The sequence below is a fragment of the Burkholderia sp. MSMB617WGS genome (assembly GCF_001532025.2).
GTDB classification, from domain to species: domain Bacteria; phylum Pseudomonadota; class Gammaproteobacteria; order Burkholderiales; family Burkholderiaceae; genus Burkholderia; species Burkholderia savannae.
The window spans coordinates 1,224,197-1,241,897 of sequence record NZ_CP013457.1; the positions used below are offsets into that span (position 1 = coordinate 1,224,197).

The window sequence follows — 17,701 nt, forward strand, 5'->3', positions numbered from 1 at the left end:
TGTTCGAGCGTGCATGTGCGGTGCGATGGCGAGCGAATGCCTTTCGCGCGAAACGAGGGGATTGGACGATCGGGAATGCGAAGAAGCGGCGGGTGGCCGCGAGACGGGAAATGCGGCGCAAGCGCCCGGCGGCCGCGCGGCGTGCCGGGCGAAGCAGGCGTCAGGCTCGTTTGAATAGCCGGATCACGAACAGCAGAATGACGGCGCCGATGACGGCGACGATGATCGAACTGATGAAGCCGCCGCCGATGTGAATGCCGAGAATGCCGGCGAGCCAGCCGCCGATGACGGCACCGACGATGCCGACGATGATGTCCACGAGCAGCCCGAAGCCGCCGCCCTTCACGAGCAGGCCGGCGAGCCAGCCCGCGATTGCGCCGATGATGAGCCACATAATCAAGCCATGAGCCATGGTGGTTCTCTCCTTTGTTAATTCCCACGAATGAACCGACGTCGGGCGCTGCCTGTGACGTGACGCGGATCGCACGCCGATCCCGGAGCGTCGCCCCCCGCAATTTACTTCAATAGACGGGTCAGGATCGTTAAGTAATGTTACGCATCTCGTCCGAATTGACCAAATATTTTTTGTCGGACGGGCGCCGGTACGCGCATTGAAATAAAAGCGTAAGAAAAATCCGCGCGCGATTCTTTTGCGGTGATTCGGCCGCGGCGGCGAACGTCGCGCATGCGGCGCCGCAGCGAATGCCGAGTCGTTCGCGATGCGAAAGTTTCCACGGTAGGCGGCGACGAACCGGCGCACCGTGCGGTGCGCCACCGTTCACGGCGGCAGAACGCACGCGTGCGCGTTTCGTTCGGTTGAAACGGGTTCGGCGCCGCAACGCCGACGCGATACGCTTCGTTGCGCGACGCCTCGGCCGGCGCGTCGGATTCAGTCGGTTTCAGCCGGTCTCAAGCGAGCGGAAAGGCGGCGAAGAGCGGCGTGTCCTCCGCGGACGCGGAGAATGCCGTCAGATGCGGATGAGCGGTTTCGTCGACGATGGCCGGCAACATCATGCGCGTGAACCGCCATGCGATCGCGACCGTCGCGCCCGCTTGCGCGAGCCGGTTGTCGCGCTCGGTGATAGGCGTCCACGGCAACGACGCATCGAGTGCATCTGCGGCCGGCAACTGGTTGCGGACGTGCGCGAGCCGCGCCTGCACGGCGGCCGCGACTCGCGGATGCCGATGCCCGGTGTCGAGCACGGCGATGCCGCTCGTGAAGTCGAAATATGCGTTGCCGTCGACGTCTTATAAGCGTTCGCTGCGCGCGCTCGACGTGGATCGGGTGGACCTGGCCAACGCCGCGGGCAACGGCGGCGGCGCGCTGGCCAACGCCGCGGGCAACGGCGGCGGCGCGGCGGCCATTCCACGCTTCGTTCGGGGAACTTATCGTCACGCTCCTGAATGGCTGGGCGAAAGAGGGCGGGCGGCGCGCGTTTCTCGGCGAGCTCGGGTGCCGCCGCCCGCGTGAGATCCGCATCCGCGCGCGCCAAGTGCGCGATGAGTGTCGACCCGCGCGGGCGATGATCAGTTCTCCTGACACGATCGCCGCCGGCCGCTCGATCGGCGCGTGCTACGGCGACGCGAGCGCGCACGCGAAGGCGTTGTTCGAGCGCATCGGAACGCGAGTCGTCGAGCTGGGCGGCGAAGCGCCATTCGACGCACTCACGGCCCTTGGCCCGTGTCTGCCTATTGCGCTCGCGTATTGCGATGCGGCCGGGTATCGCGGTGTGCGTCGACGATGTGTTCGAATGCGCGGCCGCGTGCGGGCTCGGCGACTGGCGCGGCGTTCTCGATTGGGCGCAGCGTGCGGCCGGGTGCTGAGCGTGAGCGAGACGCAGACTTGCCTGAGCCGCGCGGCGACGCCGGCCGGCATCACCGAGGCGATTCTCCGCGCGCCGTCGTTGCGCAAGCGTCTGCCGGACGCACTGCGCGAAGGCGTTCGCCACGGCGCCGCGATGGCGCGGCACTGGCGGGTTGGATCACGAGGAGGCGCATGCACGCAGGACTTGAAGAAAAACCGGATCGTCACCCGTTAGAGGCTGCTCGCCTCGCGGTCGAACGGCTTCACGCCGAGCTCGTCCTCGAGCATCTTGATCTGGCGGCTCGCGGCGCCCACCGTGACGTGCGGATGATGCGCGGCTTCGGTGAGGCTGTAGCCGCGCGCGGACACGTCGAACGTGCGCAACGCCGACAGCGACGGGAGCTTCGACGTGTCTTGCGGATCGGGGCGCACGGGCCGGCTCAATCTGATTGACGCGGAAACGGGACGGCGTATTTCGCAACGAGTTCGAAATGACTTCATCACGGTTTCGGGCGCGGCCTGGACGCGGGGCAGTGGGCGATTCGCTCGACGTGCGCATTCGATGGCGGCGCGGCGCGACGAAAAGGGCTTCTCGATGCACGCGCGTGCCGACATGTGCCGCATGCGTCTCGCAAGCGACGCTGCGGCGAATGTCGCGATGCGCGCCGTCACGCAAGACGGGAGCGCGACGCCGGAAAGCGAAAAGGGCCGCGATGCTTTCGCATCGCAGCCCTTGAATCTGTTGGTGCCGGAGATAGGAGTCGAACCTACGACCTTCGCATTACGAATGCGCTGCTCTACCAACTGAGCTACACCGGCAACAGAGAAACGAAATTATATGGAGCTACCGGCACGCTGGCAAGAGGATTTGGCAAAAAATTGTGGAGAATGCTTATTGGTGCCGGTAACTGCTTGATTCATCGGGATTCCCGTCGATCGATTCACCGCTTTGCGCAGGCATTCGATGGCCTCGCATCGATCGAAACGCGAGCTCGCACCATGACGGCTCCATGCGAGCTCGCGTTTGTCGTGCTCCGGTCGACCGGAGCACGCCCGCAACGGGCGGGCATCGCGTTCGCCGCGTCGAATGCGAACGAGCGGGGCGCGCTCGGCCGTCGCTCGCGCGACGTCGCGTTACGACTGGGCTTCCTGGTGGTAGCGCGAGACGCGCTCGACCTCGTTCTTCGAGCCGAGAATCACCGGCACGCGCTGGTGCAAGCCGGTCGGCTGCACGTCGAGGATGCGCTGCAGGCCCGTCGTCGCCGCGCCGCCCGCCTGCTCGACGATGAACGACATCGGGTTCGCCTCGTACATCAGGCGCAGCTTGCCAGGGCGATCCGGCGTGCGCTTGTCGGCCGGGTACATGAAGATGCCGCCGCGATTCAGAATCCGGTGCACGTCGGCGACCATCGACGCGATCCAGCGCATGTTGAAATTCTCGCCGCGCGGGCCCTCGGCGCCGGCGTTCAGCTCGTCGACGTAGCGCTTCACCGGGTCGTACCAGTGGCGCGCGTTCGACGCGTTGATCGCGTATTCGCGCGTGTCTTCCGGAATCCGCAGGTTGCTTTGCGTGAGCACCCACGAGCCGACTTCGCGGTCGAGCGTGAAGCAGTTCACGCCGTTGCCCGTCGTCAGCACGAACACGGTCTGCGGGCCGTACACCGCATAGCCCGCCGCGACCTGTTCGGTGCCCGGCTGCAGGAACGACTGCTCGGTTGCCAGCTGGCCGTCCGGGCAGCGCAGCACCGAGAAGATGGTGCCGATCGACACGTTCACGTCGATATTCGACGAGCCGTCGAGCGGATCGAACACGAGCAGGTACTCGCCGCGCGGATAGTTCGCGGGGATCGGAAAGAATGTTTCCATTTCCTCCGACGCCATCGCCGCGAGATTGCCGCCCCATTCGTTCGCGTCGAGCAGGATCTCGTTCGACAGGATGTCGAGCTTCTTCTGCACCTCGCCCTGCACGTTCTCGCTGCCGGCCGTGCCGAGCGCATCGCCCAACGCGCCCTTGCTGACGTTGTAGCTGATCGCCTTGCACGCGCGCGCGACCACTTCGATCAACAGGCGCAGGTCGGCGGGGAGGTTGTTGGTCTCACGCTGCTGCTCGATCAGATACTTGGAAAGCGTGGTGCGTCGGGAAATGGACATGGGGAACTCCGAGAGGCTGACGAATGCGTTGGATGTTGGGATAGGAATAGGCTCGATTTTACCCGTGGCGACCTGCCGCAGACGGTTTTTCGGCGAAAGCGGGTCGGAACGGCGCGCCGCGCCGCTTACAGCAGCTCGATCTCGGGCAGCGACGTTGCGCTCGTCTCGCGCATCGTCGCGACGAAGTCGGCCGCGTACGGGCGCGTCGAGAACGCGGGCAGCGTCGCCGCGTAGAGCTCGCCCGACAGCGTCGAGCCGTCGGCGCGCAGCACCGCTCGCGCGCTCACGTAGCGCTTGTCGAGGTAAGTCGCGACCGCCCACAGCGGCAGCGCCGCGACGCCGCGGCGGCTCGCGACGAGCTGCAGGATCGCGACCGTCAGCTCCGACGTGCGCCGCTTCGGCTCGATGCCGGCGGGCTTGAGCACTTGCCGGACGATGTCGAGCATTTCGTCGGGCACCGGGTACGTGATGAGCGTCTCGTCGCGGAAATCGTCCGCGCACAGCGACGGCTTCTGCGCGAGCGCGTGGTCGTTGCCGACGAGCCCGACGATCTGGAAGCGAAAGAGCGGGTGATGGTCGACGGCTTCGTCGGCGTCGGCCTCGGCGACGATCGCGAGATCCGCGCGGTCCTGATGCAGGAGGCCGATCGGGTCCGCGTGAAAGCCCGACACGATGTCGAGCTCGACTTCCGGCCAGCGCTGCCGGAACGCATCCATCGCGGGCATCAGCCAGTCGAAGCAGGTGTGGCACTCGACCGCGATCCGCAGCGTGCCGCCCGTGCCGAGCGCGAGACGCGCGATGTCGCGCTCGGCTTCCTCGATCGCGGGCACGACCTCGCCGGCGAGCGCGAGCAGGCGCTTGCCGGCCGCGGTGAACGTGAGCGGCGCGGATTTGCGCACGAACAGCGGCAGCCCGAAGTGCGTCTCGAGCGCCTTCAACTGGTGCGACAGCGCCGATTGCGTGAGGCACAGAACCTGCGCGGCGCGCGACAGGTTGCCGGTGTCGCGCAGCGCCGCGAGCGTCTGCAGATGCCGGAATTCGAGCGGTGAGCGGATCATCGAGAAGCGCCTGGCTGGTTACTATGTTGAAAAGAATTCATGATATTCGGCAAAAACTTTCGTTTGAGTAATGATAGGGCAAATCCGATACTGCCGGTCACTTCTGGAGGATCGAGATGACCACCGCACACATCCTGGGTTTTCCGCGCATCGGCGCGCAACGCGAGCTGAAGTTCGCCCTCGAACGCTATTGGCGCGAAGGCGCGTCGGCCGACGCCGAGCACGCGCTCGTCGAGACCGGCCGTGCGCTGCGCGCCGCGCACTGGCAGGCGCAGCGCGCGGCCGGGCTCGACTGCGTGACGGCCGGCGACTTCGCGTGGTACGACCACGTGTTGACGACGCTCGCGCACGTCGGCGGCCTGCCGTTGCGGTTCGGCTTCGACGCGCGCGCGCTCACGCTCGCCGACTACTTCGCGGCGGCGCGCGGCAACGCCGCGCAGCCGGCGATGGAAATGACGAAGTGGTTCGACACGAACTATCACTATCTCGTGCCCGAGTACTCGCCCGCGACGACGTTCGGGCCGGGCGTCGAGTGGCTTTTCGACGAAGTGCGCGAAGCGCGCGCGCTCGGCCATCGCGCGAAGGCGGCGCTCGTCGGCCCGCTCACGCTGCTGTGGCTCGGCAAAGCGCGCGACGGGCTCGCCGATCGCCTCGAACTGTTGCCGCGCCTCGTGCCCGCGTATCGGTCGCTGCTCGCGCGATTGAAGCAAGCGGGCGTGGACTGGGTGCAGATCGACGAGCCGATCTTCGCGCTCGATCTGCCCGCCGCGTGGCGCGACGCCGCGCAGCCTGTCTACGAAGCGCTCGCGCCCGACGCGCCGAAGCTGCTCGTCGCGACTTACTTCGACGACGCGAGCGAGCACGCGGCGCTCCTGAAGGCGTTGCCCGTCGCGGGGCTGCACATCGACCTCGTGCGCGGCGACGCGCAGCTCGACGCGTTCGTCGCGGGCTATCCGGCCGACAAGGTGCTGTCGTGCGGGATCGTCGACGGCCGCAACGTGTGGCGCAATGATCTCGATCGCTCGCTAGCGCGGCTCGCGCCGGTGCGCGATGCGCTCGGCGAACGGCTGTGGGTCGCGACGAGCTGCTCGCTGCTGCACGCGCCCGTCGACCTCGCGCACGAGCCGAAGCTCGACGACGAGCTGAAGGCGTGGCTCGCGTTCGCGGTGCAGAAGACGCGCGAGGTCGCGGCGCTGCGCGACGCGCTCGTGAAGGGACGCGCGGCGGTCGCGGCGGAGTTCGACGATGCGGCGGCGGCCGCGAACGCGCGACGTACGTCGGCGCGCATTCACAACCCGCTCGTCAAGCGTCGCGTCGCGGCGCTGACCGATGCCGACGCACGCCGCGCGGGCGCCTATCCGGCGCGCGCGGCCACGCAGCACGCGCGTTTCGATCTGCCGCCGCTGCCGACGACGACGATCGGCTCGTTCCCGCAGACGCCGGAAATCCGCCGCGCGCGTGCGGCGCTCAAACAGGGCGTGCTCGATCATCTCGGCTACCTGGAGGCGATGCGCGAGCAGGTGCGCATCGCGATCGACAAGCAGCTCGCGTACGGGCTCGACGTGCTCGTGCACGGCGAGGCGGAGCGCAACGACATGGTCGAGTACTTCGGCGAGCTGCTGTGGGGCTTCGCGATCACGAGCAACGGCTGGGTGCAGAGCTACGGCTCGCGGTGCGTGAAGCCGCCGCTCATCTATGGCGACGTCTATTTGCCGGAGCCGATGACGGTGGGCTGGGCGTCGTACGCGCAGAGCCTGACGGCGAAGCCGGTGAAGGGCATGCTGACGGGGCCCGTCACGATGCTGCAATGGTCGTTCGTGCGCGACGACCAGCCGCGCGCGACGACCGCGCTGCAGATCGCGCTCGCGCTGCGCCAGGAGACGCTCGATCTCGAGAAGGCCGGCATCGGAATGATCCAGATCGACGAGCCGGCGCTGCGCGAAGGGCTGCCGCTGAAGGCGCGCGATCGCGCCGCGTATCTCGCCTGGGCGGTGCGCGCGTTCAAGGTCGCGTCGTCGGGCGTCGCGGACGCGACGCAGATCCACACGCACATGTGCTATTCGGAATTCGGCGACATCCTGCCGTCGATCGCCGCGCTCGACGCCGACGTGATCTCGATCGAGACGACCCGCTCGAACATGGAGCTGCTCGACGCGTTCGAGACGTTCGCGTATCCGAACGAGATCGGGCCGGGCGTCTACGACATCCATTCGCCGCGCGTGCCCGACGCGGACGAGATCGAGCGGCTCATCCTGCTCGCGCTCGAGCGGATTCCAGCAGAGCGCCTGTGGGTGAATCCGGACTGCGGGCTGAAGACGCGGGAGTGGCGGCAGGTCGACGCGGCGCTCGCCGCGATGGTCGAGGCGGCGAAGCGCGTGCGGGAGACGGTCGCGCAGGCGGCGCTCGCGTGATGTGACGCGGCGGCGCGTGACGGCCGGGCGCGGCATGCGGCGTGCGCGTGTGTTTTGCGTCGGCGGGTGCGCGCATCGCTCGCGCGGGCCGCACGACTCGACTCGAATCGATTCGACCCGACTCGATTCGATTGACTTCGGCTTCGGCTTCGGCTTCGATTCGCGCAGCCGATCGGGCGGTCGTCCGCTCGCTCGATAAAAAAGCCGGCATCGCAACACGCGATGCCGGCTTTTTCGTCCGCGGCCGCCGGGAAACGGGCGGCCGCAACCGCCGTCAGGCGAGCGCCTTCTCGACGATCTCCCGCACGTCGCGCGACTGCGCGTTCGCGGCGACACGCTCGAGCGCGTCGCGCATCTTGTCGCGCAGCGCCGGCGTGAAGCGGCGCCAGAGCTCGAGCGCGCGCGCGAGCCGCGCGGCGACCTGCGGATTGAGCGCGTCGAGCGCGAGCACCTGGTCGGCCCAGAACGCGTAGCCCGAACCGTCGGCCGCGTGGAACTGCGCCGGATTCGCCGAACAGAAGCCGAAGATCAGCGAGCGCGCGCGGTTCGGATTCTTCAGGTTGAACGCCGGATGCGCGAGCAGCTTGCGCACGACGTCGAGCGTCGGATGCTCGGGCGTGCCGCGCCGCGTCGCCTGCATCGAGAACCACTTGTCGATCACGAGCGCTTCCTTCTCGAAGCGGCGGTAGAAATCGTCGAGCGCGCGATCGGCGGCGCGCGCGGCGTCGGCCGAGCCGGCGGCCGCCGACAGCAGCGCGACGAGCGCGGCCGATCGGTCGGTCATGTTGTTCGCGGCGTCGTATTGCGCGTGCGCGAGACGGACCGCGTCGGCCGGCTCGTCGAGCTCGGCGAGGTACGCGAGCGCGAGGTTCTTCAGCGCGCGGCGGCCGGAGTCGTCGGGCGTCGGCGCATACGCGCCCGGCGTCTGGTGGCGCTCGTGCACCGCGAGCCACTCGTCGCGCAGCGCGGTCGCGAGCTGGCGCCGCACGAACTGGCGCGCGCGATGGACGGCGGCCGGATCGGCTTGCGTCATCTGGTCGGCGAGATAGGCCTCCGACGGCAGCGTGAGCGCGAGCTCGCGGAACGCGGGCGACAGCGTGTCGTCCGTCAGCACGCGCTTGAACGCGGCGACGAACGCGTCGTCGAGCGCGAGCGGCTGCTGCGCGGCCGCGCGCGCGGCAAGCGTGAGCAGCGCGCGCGTCGCGAGGCGCTGGCCCGCTTCCCAGCGGTTGAACGGGTCGCTGTCGTGCGCGAGCAGGAACGCGAGCTCCTCGTCGCGGTAGTCGTATTCGACGATCACGGGCGCCGAGAAATTGCGCAGCAGCGACGGCAGCGGCGCTTCGTCGACGTCGACGAACGTGAACGTCGTTTCCGTGTCGGTCAGTTCGAGCACGCGCGTCGTGCCCGACGCGGCCGTCTCGCCTTCGAGCCGCAGCGGCAGGTCGCGGCCGTCGGCGCCGATCAGGCCGATCGCGAACGGAATCAGCAGCGGCCCGTTCTGCGTGTCGCGCGCGGCGGGCGCGGCTTCGCCGTAGCCTTGCCGCAGCGTCACCGAATAGCGCTTCGCGGCGGCGTCGTACGCGGTGCGGACCGTCACGCGCGGCGTGCCCGCCTGGCTATACCAGCGCTCGAACTGAGCGAGGTCGCGGCCGTTCGCGTCGGCCAGCGCGTGCCGGAAGTCGTCGCAGGTGACCGCCTGGCCGTCGTGGCGCTGGAAGTACAGATCCATTCCCTTGCGAAAACCGTCGCGGCCGAACAGCGTCTGATACATCCGCACGACTTCCGCGCCTTTCTCGTAGACGGTCATCGTGTAGAAGTTGTTGATCTCGACGTAGCTCTCGGGCCGCACCGGGTGCGCCATCGGGCCCGCATCCTCGGCGAACTGGAGCTGGCGCAGCACGCGCACGTCCTCGATCCGCTTGACCGCGCGCGCCGCGGCATGCTCGCCGTCGCCCGCCGACATGTCGGCCGAGAACTCCTGGTCGCGGAACACGGTGAGGCCTTCCTTCAGGCTCAACTGGAACCAGTCGCGGCAGGTCACGCGGTTGCCGGTCCAGTTGTGGAAATACTCGTGGCCGACGACCGATTCGATGTTCGCGAAGTCGACGTCGGTCGCCGTTTCCGGATTCGCGAGCACGTACTTCGTGTTGAAGATGTTGAGCCCCTTGTTCTCCATCGCGCCCATGTTGAAGTCGCCGACGGCGACGATCATGAAACGGTCGAGATCGAGCTCGAGGCCGAAGCGCTTTTCGTCCCAGCGGATCGAATGGATCAGCGAATCCATCGCGTGGCGGGTCTTGTCGAGATCGTGCGGCTCGACCCACACCTGCAGCAGCTTTTCCTTGCCGCTGCCGGAGGTGATCTTTTCCTCGAGCTTGACGAGCTTGCCCGCGACGAGCGCGAACAGATAGCTCGGCTTCTTGAACGGGTCTTCCCATTTCGCGAAGTGGCGGCCGCCCGGCAGCCCGCCGGAATCGACGAGGTTGCCGTTCGACAGCAGCACCGGGTACGCGGCCTCGTCCGCGCGCAGCGTGACCGTGTACGACGCCATCACGTCGGGACGGTCGACGAAGTAGGTGATGCGGCGAAAGCCTTCCGCCTCGCACTGCGTGAAGAAATTGCCGCTCGACACGTACAGGCCGGACAGCGTCGTGTTCGATTCGGGCGCGCACGCGTTCTCGATCGTGAGCTCGAACGCGTCGGGCACGTTCTCGACGGTGAGGCCGTGCTCGTGCGCGCGCACGGCGTCGTACGGCCTGCCGTCGAGCCGCGCGCCGACGAACTCGAGCGCTTCGCCTATCAGCTCGAAGTGCGGCGCGGGCGCGGCGTCCGGGTTGCGACGCACGCGCATCGTGTTCTTGACGATCGTGCGCGCCGGCTCGAGATCGAATTCGAGCGCGACGGCGTCGATCAGGAACGCAGGCGGCGTGTAGTCGCTGCGGCGGATCACGGCGGATGGAGCGGCGGTATCGGACATGTCGATCGTGGGCTTAAGAAAGTAGGGGGCGCGCCGATCGGGCGGCGCGGCGGCAGGAGCCCATTGTACAAAGCCTTTGCGCGCGGTGCGCGGGGCGAACTTTTCGGCGCGCCGAACGGTCTTCGTATTATCGGCGCGGTGCCCGCGCGGGCGGCGTATGATCCGGTCATCGCGACGCCCGGCCGGCCCGCGCGACGCCATCGATCAAGAGGACGAACATGAAACGCAATCCCATCATCCGCGGCGCGGCATGGCTCGCGGGTGCCCTGATCGTGCTGCTGTCCGGCTGCACGTCCTACGTCACGACGCAGGTCACGGCGTTCTCGAACTGGAGCGGCAGCGACGCGACGCGCACCTACGCGTTCGCCCGGACCGCCGAGCAGCAGAATAGCCTCGAGCAGTCGACTTACGAGCAGATCGTCGGCAACGAGCTGTCGGCTTACGCATTCACCCGCGCGCCGGAGAAGGCCGCGCGCTATCTCGTCGGGCTCGCGTACGGCATCAAGAGCGATTGGGTGTCGGTGCCGCAGCCCGTCTACTACGACCCGTGGTTCGGCCCCGGCCCGTACTGGCGCGGCGGCCCGTGGGGGCCGTTCGGTCCGTGGGGACCGTTTCCGGCGGGCTACGTGAATCAGAGCTACCAGATCTTCCAGCGTTCGCTCGAGATCCGGATCACCGAGCGCGCGACGGGCAAGGAGGTCTATAACGTCGCCGCGCGCAACGCGGGCGAAGGCTCGTCGCTGCTGCAGGCGATGCCGTATCTCGCCCGCGCGGCGCTCGCCGATTTCCCGCTCGGCAACGGCACCGTGCGCACGGTGCGGCTGCCCGTCGACAAGAACGGCGCGCCCGCGCCGATGCCGTCGAACGAGCGCGCGGTGCCGGCCGCGCCCGCATCCGGCGCCGCCGCGGCGCCGGCGCGTTGAGAGGCGGCCTGGCGTCGAGGCAAGTCGGCGGAGCGGGAAGCCGGTGATCTGGGCGGCGGGTGAAGCGGCCGGGCCGGTCGAAGAAGCGGCATATCGGCGAAGCGGGCGCCGGGCCGGCGGACAACGGGCCGCTGCCTTCGCCGCGAGCCGCGGCCGTGCGCGGTGGGGCTGCGCCCGCGAATGGTCCGTCTGCCTGATGCGGTTTTCGCGCCGTCAGGCGCCGCCGCGAACGAACGCGAGCGCGCCGAGCACGACGAACAGCACGGCCGCGATGGCATGGACGAGCTTCGTCGGCAGCCGGTGCGCGAAGCGGTCGCCGAGCAGGATCGCCGGCACGTTCGCGAGCATCATCCCGAACGTCGTGCCGGCGACGACGCCGACGTAATCCTGGAAGCGCGCGGCGAGCGCGACGGTCGCGATCTGCGTCTTGTCGCCCATTTCGGCAAGGAAGAACGCGACGAACGTCGCGCCGAACACGCCGAGACGCGAGCGGTTCGCGTTCGCCTCGGCGGCGTCGAGCTTGTCCGGCACGAGAATCCACAAGCCCATCCCGATGAACGAAATCGCGAGCGCCCAGCGCATCACCGACGGCGTCAGATACACGCCGAGCCACTCGCCGAGCGCGCCGGCGAACGCGTGATTGATCAGGGTCGCGGCGAGGACGCCGGCGATGATCGGCAGCGGCTTGCGGTAGCGGGCGGCGAGGACGAGAGAGAGCAACTGGGTCTTGTCGCCGATTTCGGCGAGGGCGACGGCGCCCGTCGAGATTAGGAAGGCTTGAGTCACGGAACGAATATCCCAGGGCCTGGTTGAACGCGAGCGACGATTCGCCGCGCGCCGGGCCCATCTGCGGCGTGCGGTGAACCATCGGTCTCGCCAGGCCTTGCGGGCTGCGTCCGCCATGGCCGCGACGGCCAAGTCTGTTGACGGACGCCTCCGTCACGAGCGCGCCGGGCGGCGTCGGCTCGAGCGGAGCGGCTACTCCCCAATGAGGAGCGGATTCTAGCACGCCTTTTTTGCACGAAGGGAAGGATTGTTGCGTCGCGTCGCGTCGCGTGGAGCGAAGCGATGCGGGCAATCGATGTGGCGGGGATGCCGCCCGCACCGGCGCAGGCGGGCACGGCGGGCGGGGGCGGGCGCTGCGGGTTGCGGAGGACGGGCGGGGAAGCGTCGGGTTTCGGTCGAGTCCGATTTGAATCGGGTCGAATCGGGTCGAATGGGGGAATCGGCGCGCCAGGGCGCGCGAGCGCGGTGCAGGCGCGGGCGCGGCAGCGAGCACGCGCCGCGTGTGTCGGCGATTCGACTCGTGCCGGCGTCTTTGCCGTCGCGACTGCTGCACCGCAGCGTCGCGCGCGGTCGTCGGTCGTGATTCGCACGTCAGTCGATGCGTGTCGCTTCAGCGGGGGGGCGCGGCGTGTTCCGCCGCCGAACGGTCGCCTGCCTGCGTGCTCGGCCGCTCAGCTCGCGTCGGCGCCGTCGCGCCGATGCACGCAGCGCCCTGCCGCGTACGTGCGATAGACGGCGCGATCGTCGCCGAGCAGCGCGAGCGCGAACAGCAGCTCTTCGAGCGATTCCGCGCGCGCGGTGCGGCGCGCGAGCAGCGGCGTCGCGGCCGGATCGAGCACGACGAAGTCGGCCTCCGTGCGCGGCGCGAGCGTGCCGATCGTGTCCGCCAGCTCGAGCGCGTGCGCCGCGCCCGCCGTCGCGAGCCAGAACATGCGCGTCGCGCTCAGGTGATGGCCGGTCATTCGTGCGATCTTGTGCGCCTCGTTCATCGTCTGCAGCATCGAGAACGACGTGCCGCCGCCGACGTCGGTCGCGAGCGTGACGGCCATCCGCTGCGCATTCGCGCGATCGAAATCGAACAGGCCGCTGCCGAGGAACAGGTTCGACGTCGGGCAATGCGCGGCGATCGCGCCCGTTTCCGCGAAACGCCGGCGATCGTCGTCGTCGAGATGAATGCAGTGGCCGTAGACCGCGCGGCGGCGCAGCAGGCCGTAGTGATCGTAGACGTCGAGATAGCTGCGCCGCTCGGGGAACAGCTCGGCCGCCCAGCGGATTTCGTCGAGGTTCTCGGCGACGTGGCTCTGGATGAACACGTCCGGATGAAGCTTCGCGAGCGCGCCGCACGCTTCGAGCTGCTCGTGCGTCGACGTCGGCGCGAAGCGCGGCGTGAGCGCGTACAGCTGCCGGCCGCGGCCGTGCCAGCGCGCGATCAGCTCGGCGCTGTCGTCGTAGCCCGATTGCGCGGTGTCGCGCAGGAACTCGGGGCAGTGGCGGTCCATCAGCACCTTGCCCGCGACCATCCGCAAACCGCGCGCGTCGCTTGCGTCGAAGAACGCATCGGCCGACTGCTTGTGCACGGTGCAGTAGACGAGCGCCGTCGTCGTGCCGCACGCGAGCAGCGTGTCGAGGAAGAAGTCCGAGACGTCGCGCGCGTGCGCGGGATCGGCGAAACGCCGCTCGGTCGGGAACGTGTAGCGGTCGAGCCATGGCAGCAGGCCCGGCGCCGGCGACGCGATCATTTCGGTCTGCGGATAATGAACGTGCGTGTCGATGAAGCCGGGCACGATCAGCTTGTCGCGCATCTCGACGAGCGTCGCGCCCGGCGCGAGCCGCGGCGCGAGCGCCGCATGCGCGCCGGCCGCGACGACGCGCCCGTCGTCGACGATCACGAGGCCGTCTTCGTCGTACGCGGCCGCATCGTCCGATTGCGCGGGATCGCCGTCGAATCGCAAGAGGCGCGCGCGGAAAGCGGTTTGAGTCATCGTTGGGAATCCGTATCGATTGAAGTCAGAGCTGTGCGACGAGAAGCACCGACAGCGCGGCGACCACCCACATCGCCGGCTTTACTTCGTGGCGGCGGCCCGTGAAGAGCTTCAGCACGACGAACGCGAGGAAGCCGTACGCGATGCCTTCGGTGATCGAGTACGTGAGCGGGATCAGGATCATCGCGAGGAACGCGGGGATCGCCTCGTCGAAGCGATGCCATTCGATCTTCGTGATCGATTCCATCATGAACACGCCGACGAGCACGAGCGCGGGCGCCGTCGCGATCGCGGGCATGAGCGAGAGCAGCGGCGACAGGAACAGGAACGGCACGAAGCACAGGCCCGCGACCACCGCGACGAGCCCCGTGCGGCCGCCCGCCGAGATGCCCGCCGCAGATTCGATGTACGCGTTCGCGGGGCTCGTGCCGAGCGGCGCGGATACGACGGCCGAGAATGCGTCGACGATCATCGACTGGCGAATGTTGCGCGGATTGCCGTCGCGGTCGCGCAGGTTGCCCGCTTCCGAAATCGCCATGAACGTGGACAGCGCGTCGAAGAACGCGGTGAACAGCATCACGAAGATGAACGGCCAGTAAGCGAATTTCAGCGAGCCGAGCAGATCGAGCTGGCCGATCGCCGAGAAGTCCGGCGCGGCGACGAAGCCGTTCCAGTTGACGAGCGTCTTCGTCGCGATCGCGGCGGGCCAGTACGCGCTGCCGTCGCCCCACACGCGGCCGATCGGGATCGCGAGCAGCGTGGTCGCGACGATGCCGAGCATGAGCGCGCCCGTCACGCGGCGCACGACGAGCACGGTCGTGATCGCGAGGCCGGCGAGGAACGTGACGATCACCGGATTGAGCGACGTCGCATGGACGATCGTCACCGGATCGCCGACGATGAACTTCGCGTTCACGAGCCCGATCAGGCTGATGAACAGGCCGATTCCGCACGACACCGCGTGCCGCAGGTTGGCCGGAATCGCGTCGACGACGAGCTTGCGCGCGTTGAACGCGGCGAGCGTCGCGAACAGCACGCCCGCCCAGAACACGCAGCCGAGCGCGGTTTGCCACGGCATCTTGCCGCCATGGACCATCACGAACGTGAAAAGCGCGTTCATGCCCATGCCGGGCGCGACGAGCACCGGGTTGCGCGCGTAGAGTCCCATCGCGCAGCTGCCGAGGAAGCTGACGATCACGGTTGCCGTGAGCGCGGCCGAAAACGGCACGCCCGCCTGCGACAGGATGCCGGGATTCACGACGATGATGTACATCGCCGTCAGGAACGTCGTCACGCCGGCGACGATCTCGGTGCGCAGCCGCGAGCCGGACTCGCGAATGCCGAAGCGGCGCTCGAGCGCCGAGCGCTTCGCGGGCGCGGCGGTGCCTTGATAGAGGTCCATCGTTAAGCTCTCCTCAGAGTCTCGTGTCGAGCGCATCGCGTCACGACGCGCGCGCTTTCGCGCGCCCCGCATGCGGCGCGCGCGTCGTTTCGGCCGTCAGGCCGCGTGCCAGTGCGCGTCGAGCTTCGCGATCAGCGCCGCGCGTTCGTCGGCGCTCACGAACGACGCGTCGAAGCCGTTCTTGATCACCGTGTAGACGTCGGCATCGCCAAGCTGCAGCGCGTCGACGGTCGCGAAGTAGTTTGCGTTGACGTAGCCGCCGAAATACGCGGGATCGTCGGAGTTGATCGTCACCGCGACGCCGCGGTCGAGCAGATCCTTCAGCGTGTGCTTCGTCAGGTCGTCGAACACGCAGAGCTTCAGGTTCGACAGCGGGCAGACGGTGAGCGCGATCTTTTCGTTCGCGAGACGTGCGACGAGCGCCGCGTCTTCCGCGCTGCGCACGCCGTGATCGACGCGATCCACCTTCAGCACGTCGAGCGCTTGCGTCACGTAGTCGGGCGGGCCTTCCTCGCCCGCGTGCGCGACGAGCTTCAGGCCCCGCTCACGCGCCTTCTCGAACACGCGCGCGAACTTCGACGGCGGATTGCCGCGCTCGGACGAATCGAGGCCGACGCCCACGAGGCGCTGCGCGTAGCGATCGAAGAGGGGCAGCGCCGCTTCGAATGTCGCGAGCGCGTCCTCCTCGGACAGATGACGCAGGAAACACAGGATCAGCTTGCTCGAGAAGCCGCGCTTTTGCGCATCGGCGAGCGCGCGCTCGATGCCCGCGACGACGGTCTCGATCGGCACGCCGCGCTCGGTGTGCGTCTGCGGATCGAAGAAGATCTCCGCGTGCGCGACGTGATCGGCGAGCGCGCGCTCGACGTACGCGGTCGTCATGTCGTAGAAATCCTGCTCGGTGAGGAGCACGCTCGCGCCCGCGTAGTAGATGTCGAGGAACGACTGCAGATCGCTGAACGCGTAGGCGGCGCGCAGCGCGTCGATCGAGTCGTATGCGAGCTTCACGCCGTTGCGTTGCGCGAGCTTGAAGATCAGCTCGGGCTCGAGCGAGCCTTCGATGTGGATGTGCAGCTCCGCTTTCGGCGCGCGGGCGATCTTGTCTTGGAATGTCGGGGTCATCGTGGTGTCTGTATGCGTAACCTGGTTTGAATGACGGCGGCTCAGCATGCGCGCGCGCCGGGCGGCGAAGGCGATGCGGCCGGATGCTCGTTCGCGCGGCGCGCGTCGACGGTCTGCAGGATCTGCGCGGCGACGGCGATCGCGATCGCCTCGGGCGCCTTGTCGACGATGCCGGGCACGCCGATCGGGCACTGCATCCGCGCGATCTGCAACGGGTCGATGCCGCGCGCGGCGAGCCGGTGCTCGAACTGCATCCGCTTCGTGCGCGAGCCGATCATGCCGAAGTACGCGTAGTCGCCGCGCGCGAGGATGCGGTGCGCGAGCTCGAGATCGCGGGCGTGATTGTGCGTCATCACGACGAAGTACGCACCGGGCTCGGCTTCGTCGATCGCTTCGTCGGGCGCGTCGTTCGCGTCAAGCGACAGGTTGCGGATGCCCGCGAGCGCATCGGGCGGCGGGAACTGCGCGCCGCGTTCGTCGACCCAGCGGACGTGGCAGGGCAGCGTGCCGAGCACGCGCACGAGCGCCGCGCCGACGTGCCCGGCGCCGAACAGCACGACCGAAAACGCGCGCGGCGCGATCGTCTCGGTCAATAGCGGCGCGCCGCTCATTTCCCACAGCAGGCAGTCGGGGCGCGCGGCGCCCGGCTCGGGCTCGCTCAGCATCACCGCGTCGGGGTCGGGGCCGAACGACACGCTGCGCACGGTCGGCGCGCCCGCCGCCGTGCGCTTGGCGAGCGACGTGACCCAGCCGAGATCGGCGATGTCGAGCCGCTCGAATGCGAGCACGACCGCGCCGCCGCAGCATTGGCCGAGGCTCGGGCCGAGCGCGAGCCGTTCGAGCCGTCGCGCATGCGGCGTGTGCGTGCCTTCCTTCAGCAGCTGTCGGGCGATCTCGATCGCCTTCCACTCGAGATGGCCGCCGCCGATCGTGTGGCGTGCGGCTTCGCGCGTGACGAGCATCTTCGTGCCCGCGTCGCGCGGCGCGGAGCCGTCGACGCGCGCCACCGTCACGAGGACGGCCGCGTCGCCGCGGGCGAGCAGGTGCTGCAGGTCGGTGAGCCAGGTTTCCATCCGGCGCTTCTC

General features: G+C 68.4%; 15 protein-coding genes, 1 tRNA gene and 1 riboswitch. Of the genes, 4 read left to right on the forward strand and 12 right to left on the reverse strand.

The annotated features are described in order from the left end of the window. Positions 1–160: 160 nt before the first annotated feature. Entirely contained in the window at positions 161–412 is a 252-nt protein-coding gene (locus WT60_RS06080) for a GlsB/YeaQ/YmgE family stress response membrane protein (protein ID WP_025990481.1), read from the reverse strand. A 497-nt stretch (positions 413–909) separates the two neighbouring features. Next, positions 910–1,203, reverse strand: a complete 294-nt coding sequence (locus WT60_RS35080) for a hypothetical protein (protein WP_231752086.1) — start codon at positions 1,201–1,203, stop codon at positions 910–912. A gap of 4 nt (positions 1,204–1,207) precedes the next feature. Here WT60_RS35080 and WT60_RS35085 point away from each other — a divergent pair, with 4 nt between their 5' ends. Both WT60_RS35085 and WT60_RS06100 read left to right on the forward strand, forming a co-directional pair. Further along, on the forward strand, positions 1,208–1,471 hold the full coding sequence (locus WT60_RS35085) for a hypothetical protein (protein WP_236860862.1): 264 nt from the start codon (positions 1,208–1,210) through the stop codon (positions 1,469–1,471). Positions 1,472–1,493: 22 nt separating this feature from the next. Then, positions 1,494–2,039 (forward strand): hypothetical protein, encoded by a 546-nt coding sequence (locus WT60_RS06100; protein ID WP_236860863.1) that lies wholly within the window; start codon positions 1,494–1,496, stop codon positions 2,037–2,039. Here WT60_RS06100 and WT60_RS34350 read toward each other — a convergent pair. The 4 genes from WT60_RS34350 to WT60_RS06120 form a co-directional block, all read right to left on the reverse strand. Next, positions 2,036–2,236 (reverse strand): LysR family transcriptional regulator, encoded by a 201-nt coding sequence (locus tag WT60_RS34350; RefSeq protein ID WP_186448570.1) that lies wholly within the window; start codon positions 2,234–2,236, stop codon positions 2,036–2,038. The two genes, WT60_RS06100 and WT60_RS34350, sit on opposite strands and share 4 nt — an antisense overlap. Positions 2,237–2,547: 311 nt before the next feature. Beyond that, a tRNA-Thr gene (locus tag WT60_RS06110) sits at positions 2,548–2,623 on the reverse strand. Between the two features lie 315 nt (positions 2,624–2,938). Continuing rightward, on the reverse strand, positions 2,939–3,955 hold the full coding sequence (locus tag WT60_RS06115; RefSeq protein WP_038750939.1) for a class 1 fructose-bisphosphatase: 1,017 nt from the start codon (positions 3,953–3,955) through the stop codon (positions 2,939–2,941). 125 nt (positions 3,956–4,080) lie between these two features. Next, positions 4,081–5,013 (reverse strand): LysR family transcriptional regulator, encoded by a 933-nt coding sequence (locus tag WT60_RS06120; protein WP_038750938.1) that lies wholly within the window; start codon positions 5,011–5,013, stop codon positions 4,081–4,083. Positions 5,014–5,129: 116 nt separating this feature from the next. Between WT60_RS06120 and metE the strand changes: the two genes are divergently transcribed. Then, entirely contained in the window at positions 5,130–7,424 is a 2,295-nt protein-coding gene (gene metE, locus WT60_RS06125) for a 5-methyltetrahydropteroyltriglutamate--homocysteine S-methyltransferase (RefSeq protein WP_038750937.1), read from the forward strand. Positions 7,425–7,698: 274 nt separating this feature from the next. Here metE and pepN read toward each other — a convergent pair whose 3' ends face one another. Continuing rightward, on the reverse strand, positions 7,699–10,401 hold the full coding sequence (gene pepN / locus WT60_RS06135) for an aminopeptidase N (RefSeq protein ID WP_038745651.1): 2,703 nt from the start codon (positions 10,399–10,401) through the stop codon (positions 7,699–7,701). A gap of 218 nt (positions 10,402–10,619) precedes the next feature. Here pepN and WT60_RS06140 point away from each other — a divergent pair, with 218 nt between their 5' ends. Beyond that, a complete protein-coding gene (locus WT60_RS06140; RefSeq protein ID WP_038745649.1) occupies positions 10,620–11,324 on the forward strand; it encodes a DUF4136 domain-containing protein in 705 nt (234 codons plus the stop codon). Positions 11,325–11,537: 213 nt separating this feature from the next. Here WT60_RS06140 and WT60_RS06145 read toward each other — a convergent pair whose 3' ends face one another. From WT60_RS06145 to xdhC, 5 genes are all read right to left on the reverse strand, one after another. Continuing rightward, positions 11,538–12,110, reverse strand: a complete 573-nt coding sequence (locus WT60_RS06145) for a TMEM165/GDT1 family protein (protein ID WP_038745647.1) — start codon at positions 12,108–12,110, stop codon at positions 11,538–11,540. 76 nt (positions 12,111–12,186) lie between these two features. Then, positions 12,187–12,323, reverse strand: a riboswitch (yybP-ykoY riboswitch). A gap of 458 nt (positions 12,324–12,781) precedes the next feature. Further along, positions 12,782–14,092 (reverse strand): guanine deaminase, encoded by a 1,311-nt coding sequence (gene guaD / locus WT60_RS06155; RefSeq protein WP_059671201.1) that lies wholly within the window; start codon positions 14,090–14,092, stop codon positions 12,782–12,784. Positions 14,093–14,117: 25 nt separating this feature from the next. After that, positions 14,118–15,494, reverse strand: a complete 1,377-nt coding sequence (locus tag WT60_RS06160) for an NCS2 family permease (protein WP_060356861.1) — start codon at positions 15,492–15,494, stop codon at positions 14,118–14,120. Between the two features lie 96 nt (positions 15,495–15,590). Then, complete coding sequence (locus WT60_RS06165; RefSeq protein WP_038745641.1) at positions 15,591–16,616, reverse strand: adenosine deaminase; 1,026 nt, start codon at positions 16,614–16,616, stop codon at positions 15,591–15,593. A gap of 41 nt (positions 16,617–16,657) precedes the next feature. Further along, positions 16,658–17,689 (reverse strand): xanthine dehydrogenase accessory protein XdhC, encoded by a 1,032-nt coding sequence (gene xdhC, locus WT60_RS06170; protein ID WP_060356894.1) that lies wholly within the window; start codon positions 17,687–17,689, stop codon positions 16,658–16,660. Between the last annotated feature and the right edge of the window lie 12 nt (positions 17,690–17,701).

Excerpts from the sequence above, each read along its gene's own strand:
- WT60_RS06080 (WP_025990481.1), bottom strand. The coding sequence starts at position 412 with ATGGCTCATGGCTTGATTATGTGGCTCATCATCGGCGCAATCGCGGGC.
- WT60_RS35085 (WP_236860862.1), top strand. The coding sequence starts at position 1,208 with ATGCCGCTCGTGAAGTCGAAATATGCGTTGCCGTCGACGTCTTATAAG.
- WT60_RS06115 (WP_038750939.1), bottom strand. The coding sequence starts at position 3,955 with ATGTCCATTTCCCGACGCACCACGCTTTCCAAGTATCTGATCGAGCAG.
- WT60_RS06120 (WP_038750938.1), bottom strand. The coding sequence starts at position 5,013 with ATGATCCGCTCACCGCTCGAATTCCGGCATCTGCAGACGCTCGCGGCG.
- metE (WP_038750937.1), top strand. The coding sequence starts at position 5,130 with ATGACCACCGCACACATCCTGGGTTTTCCGCGCATCGGCGCGCAACGC.
- pepN (WP_038745651.1), bottom strand. The coding sequence starts at position 10,401 with ATGTCCGATACCGCCGCTCCATCCGCCGTGATCCGCCGCAGCGACTAC.
- WT60_RS06140 (WP_038745649.1), top strand. The coding sequence starts at position 10,620 with ATGAAACGCAATCCCATCATCCGCGGCGCGGCATGGCTCGCGGGTGCC.
- guaD (WP_059671201.1), bottom strand. The coding sequence starts at position 14,092 with ATGACTCAAACCGCTTTCCGCGCGCGCCTCTTGCGATTCGACGGCGAT.
- WT60_RS06160 (WP_060356861.1), bottom strand. The coding sequence starts at position 15,494 with ATGGACCTCTATCAAGGCACCGCCGCGCCCGCGAAGCGCTCGGCGCTC.
- WT60_RS06165 (WP_038745641.1), bottom strand. The coding sequence starts at position 16,616 with ATGACCCCGACATTCCAAGACAAGATCGCCCGCGCGCCGAAAGCGGAG.
- xdhC (WP_060356894.1), bottom strand. The coding sequence starts at position 17,689 with ATGGAAACCTGGCTCACCGACCTGCAGCACCTGCTCGCCCGCGGCGAC.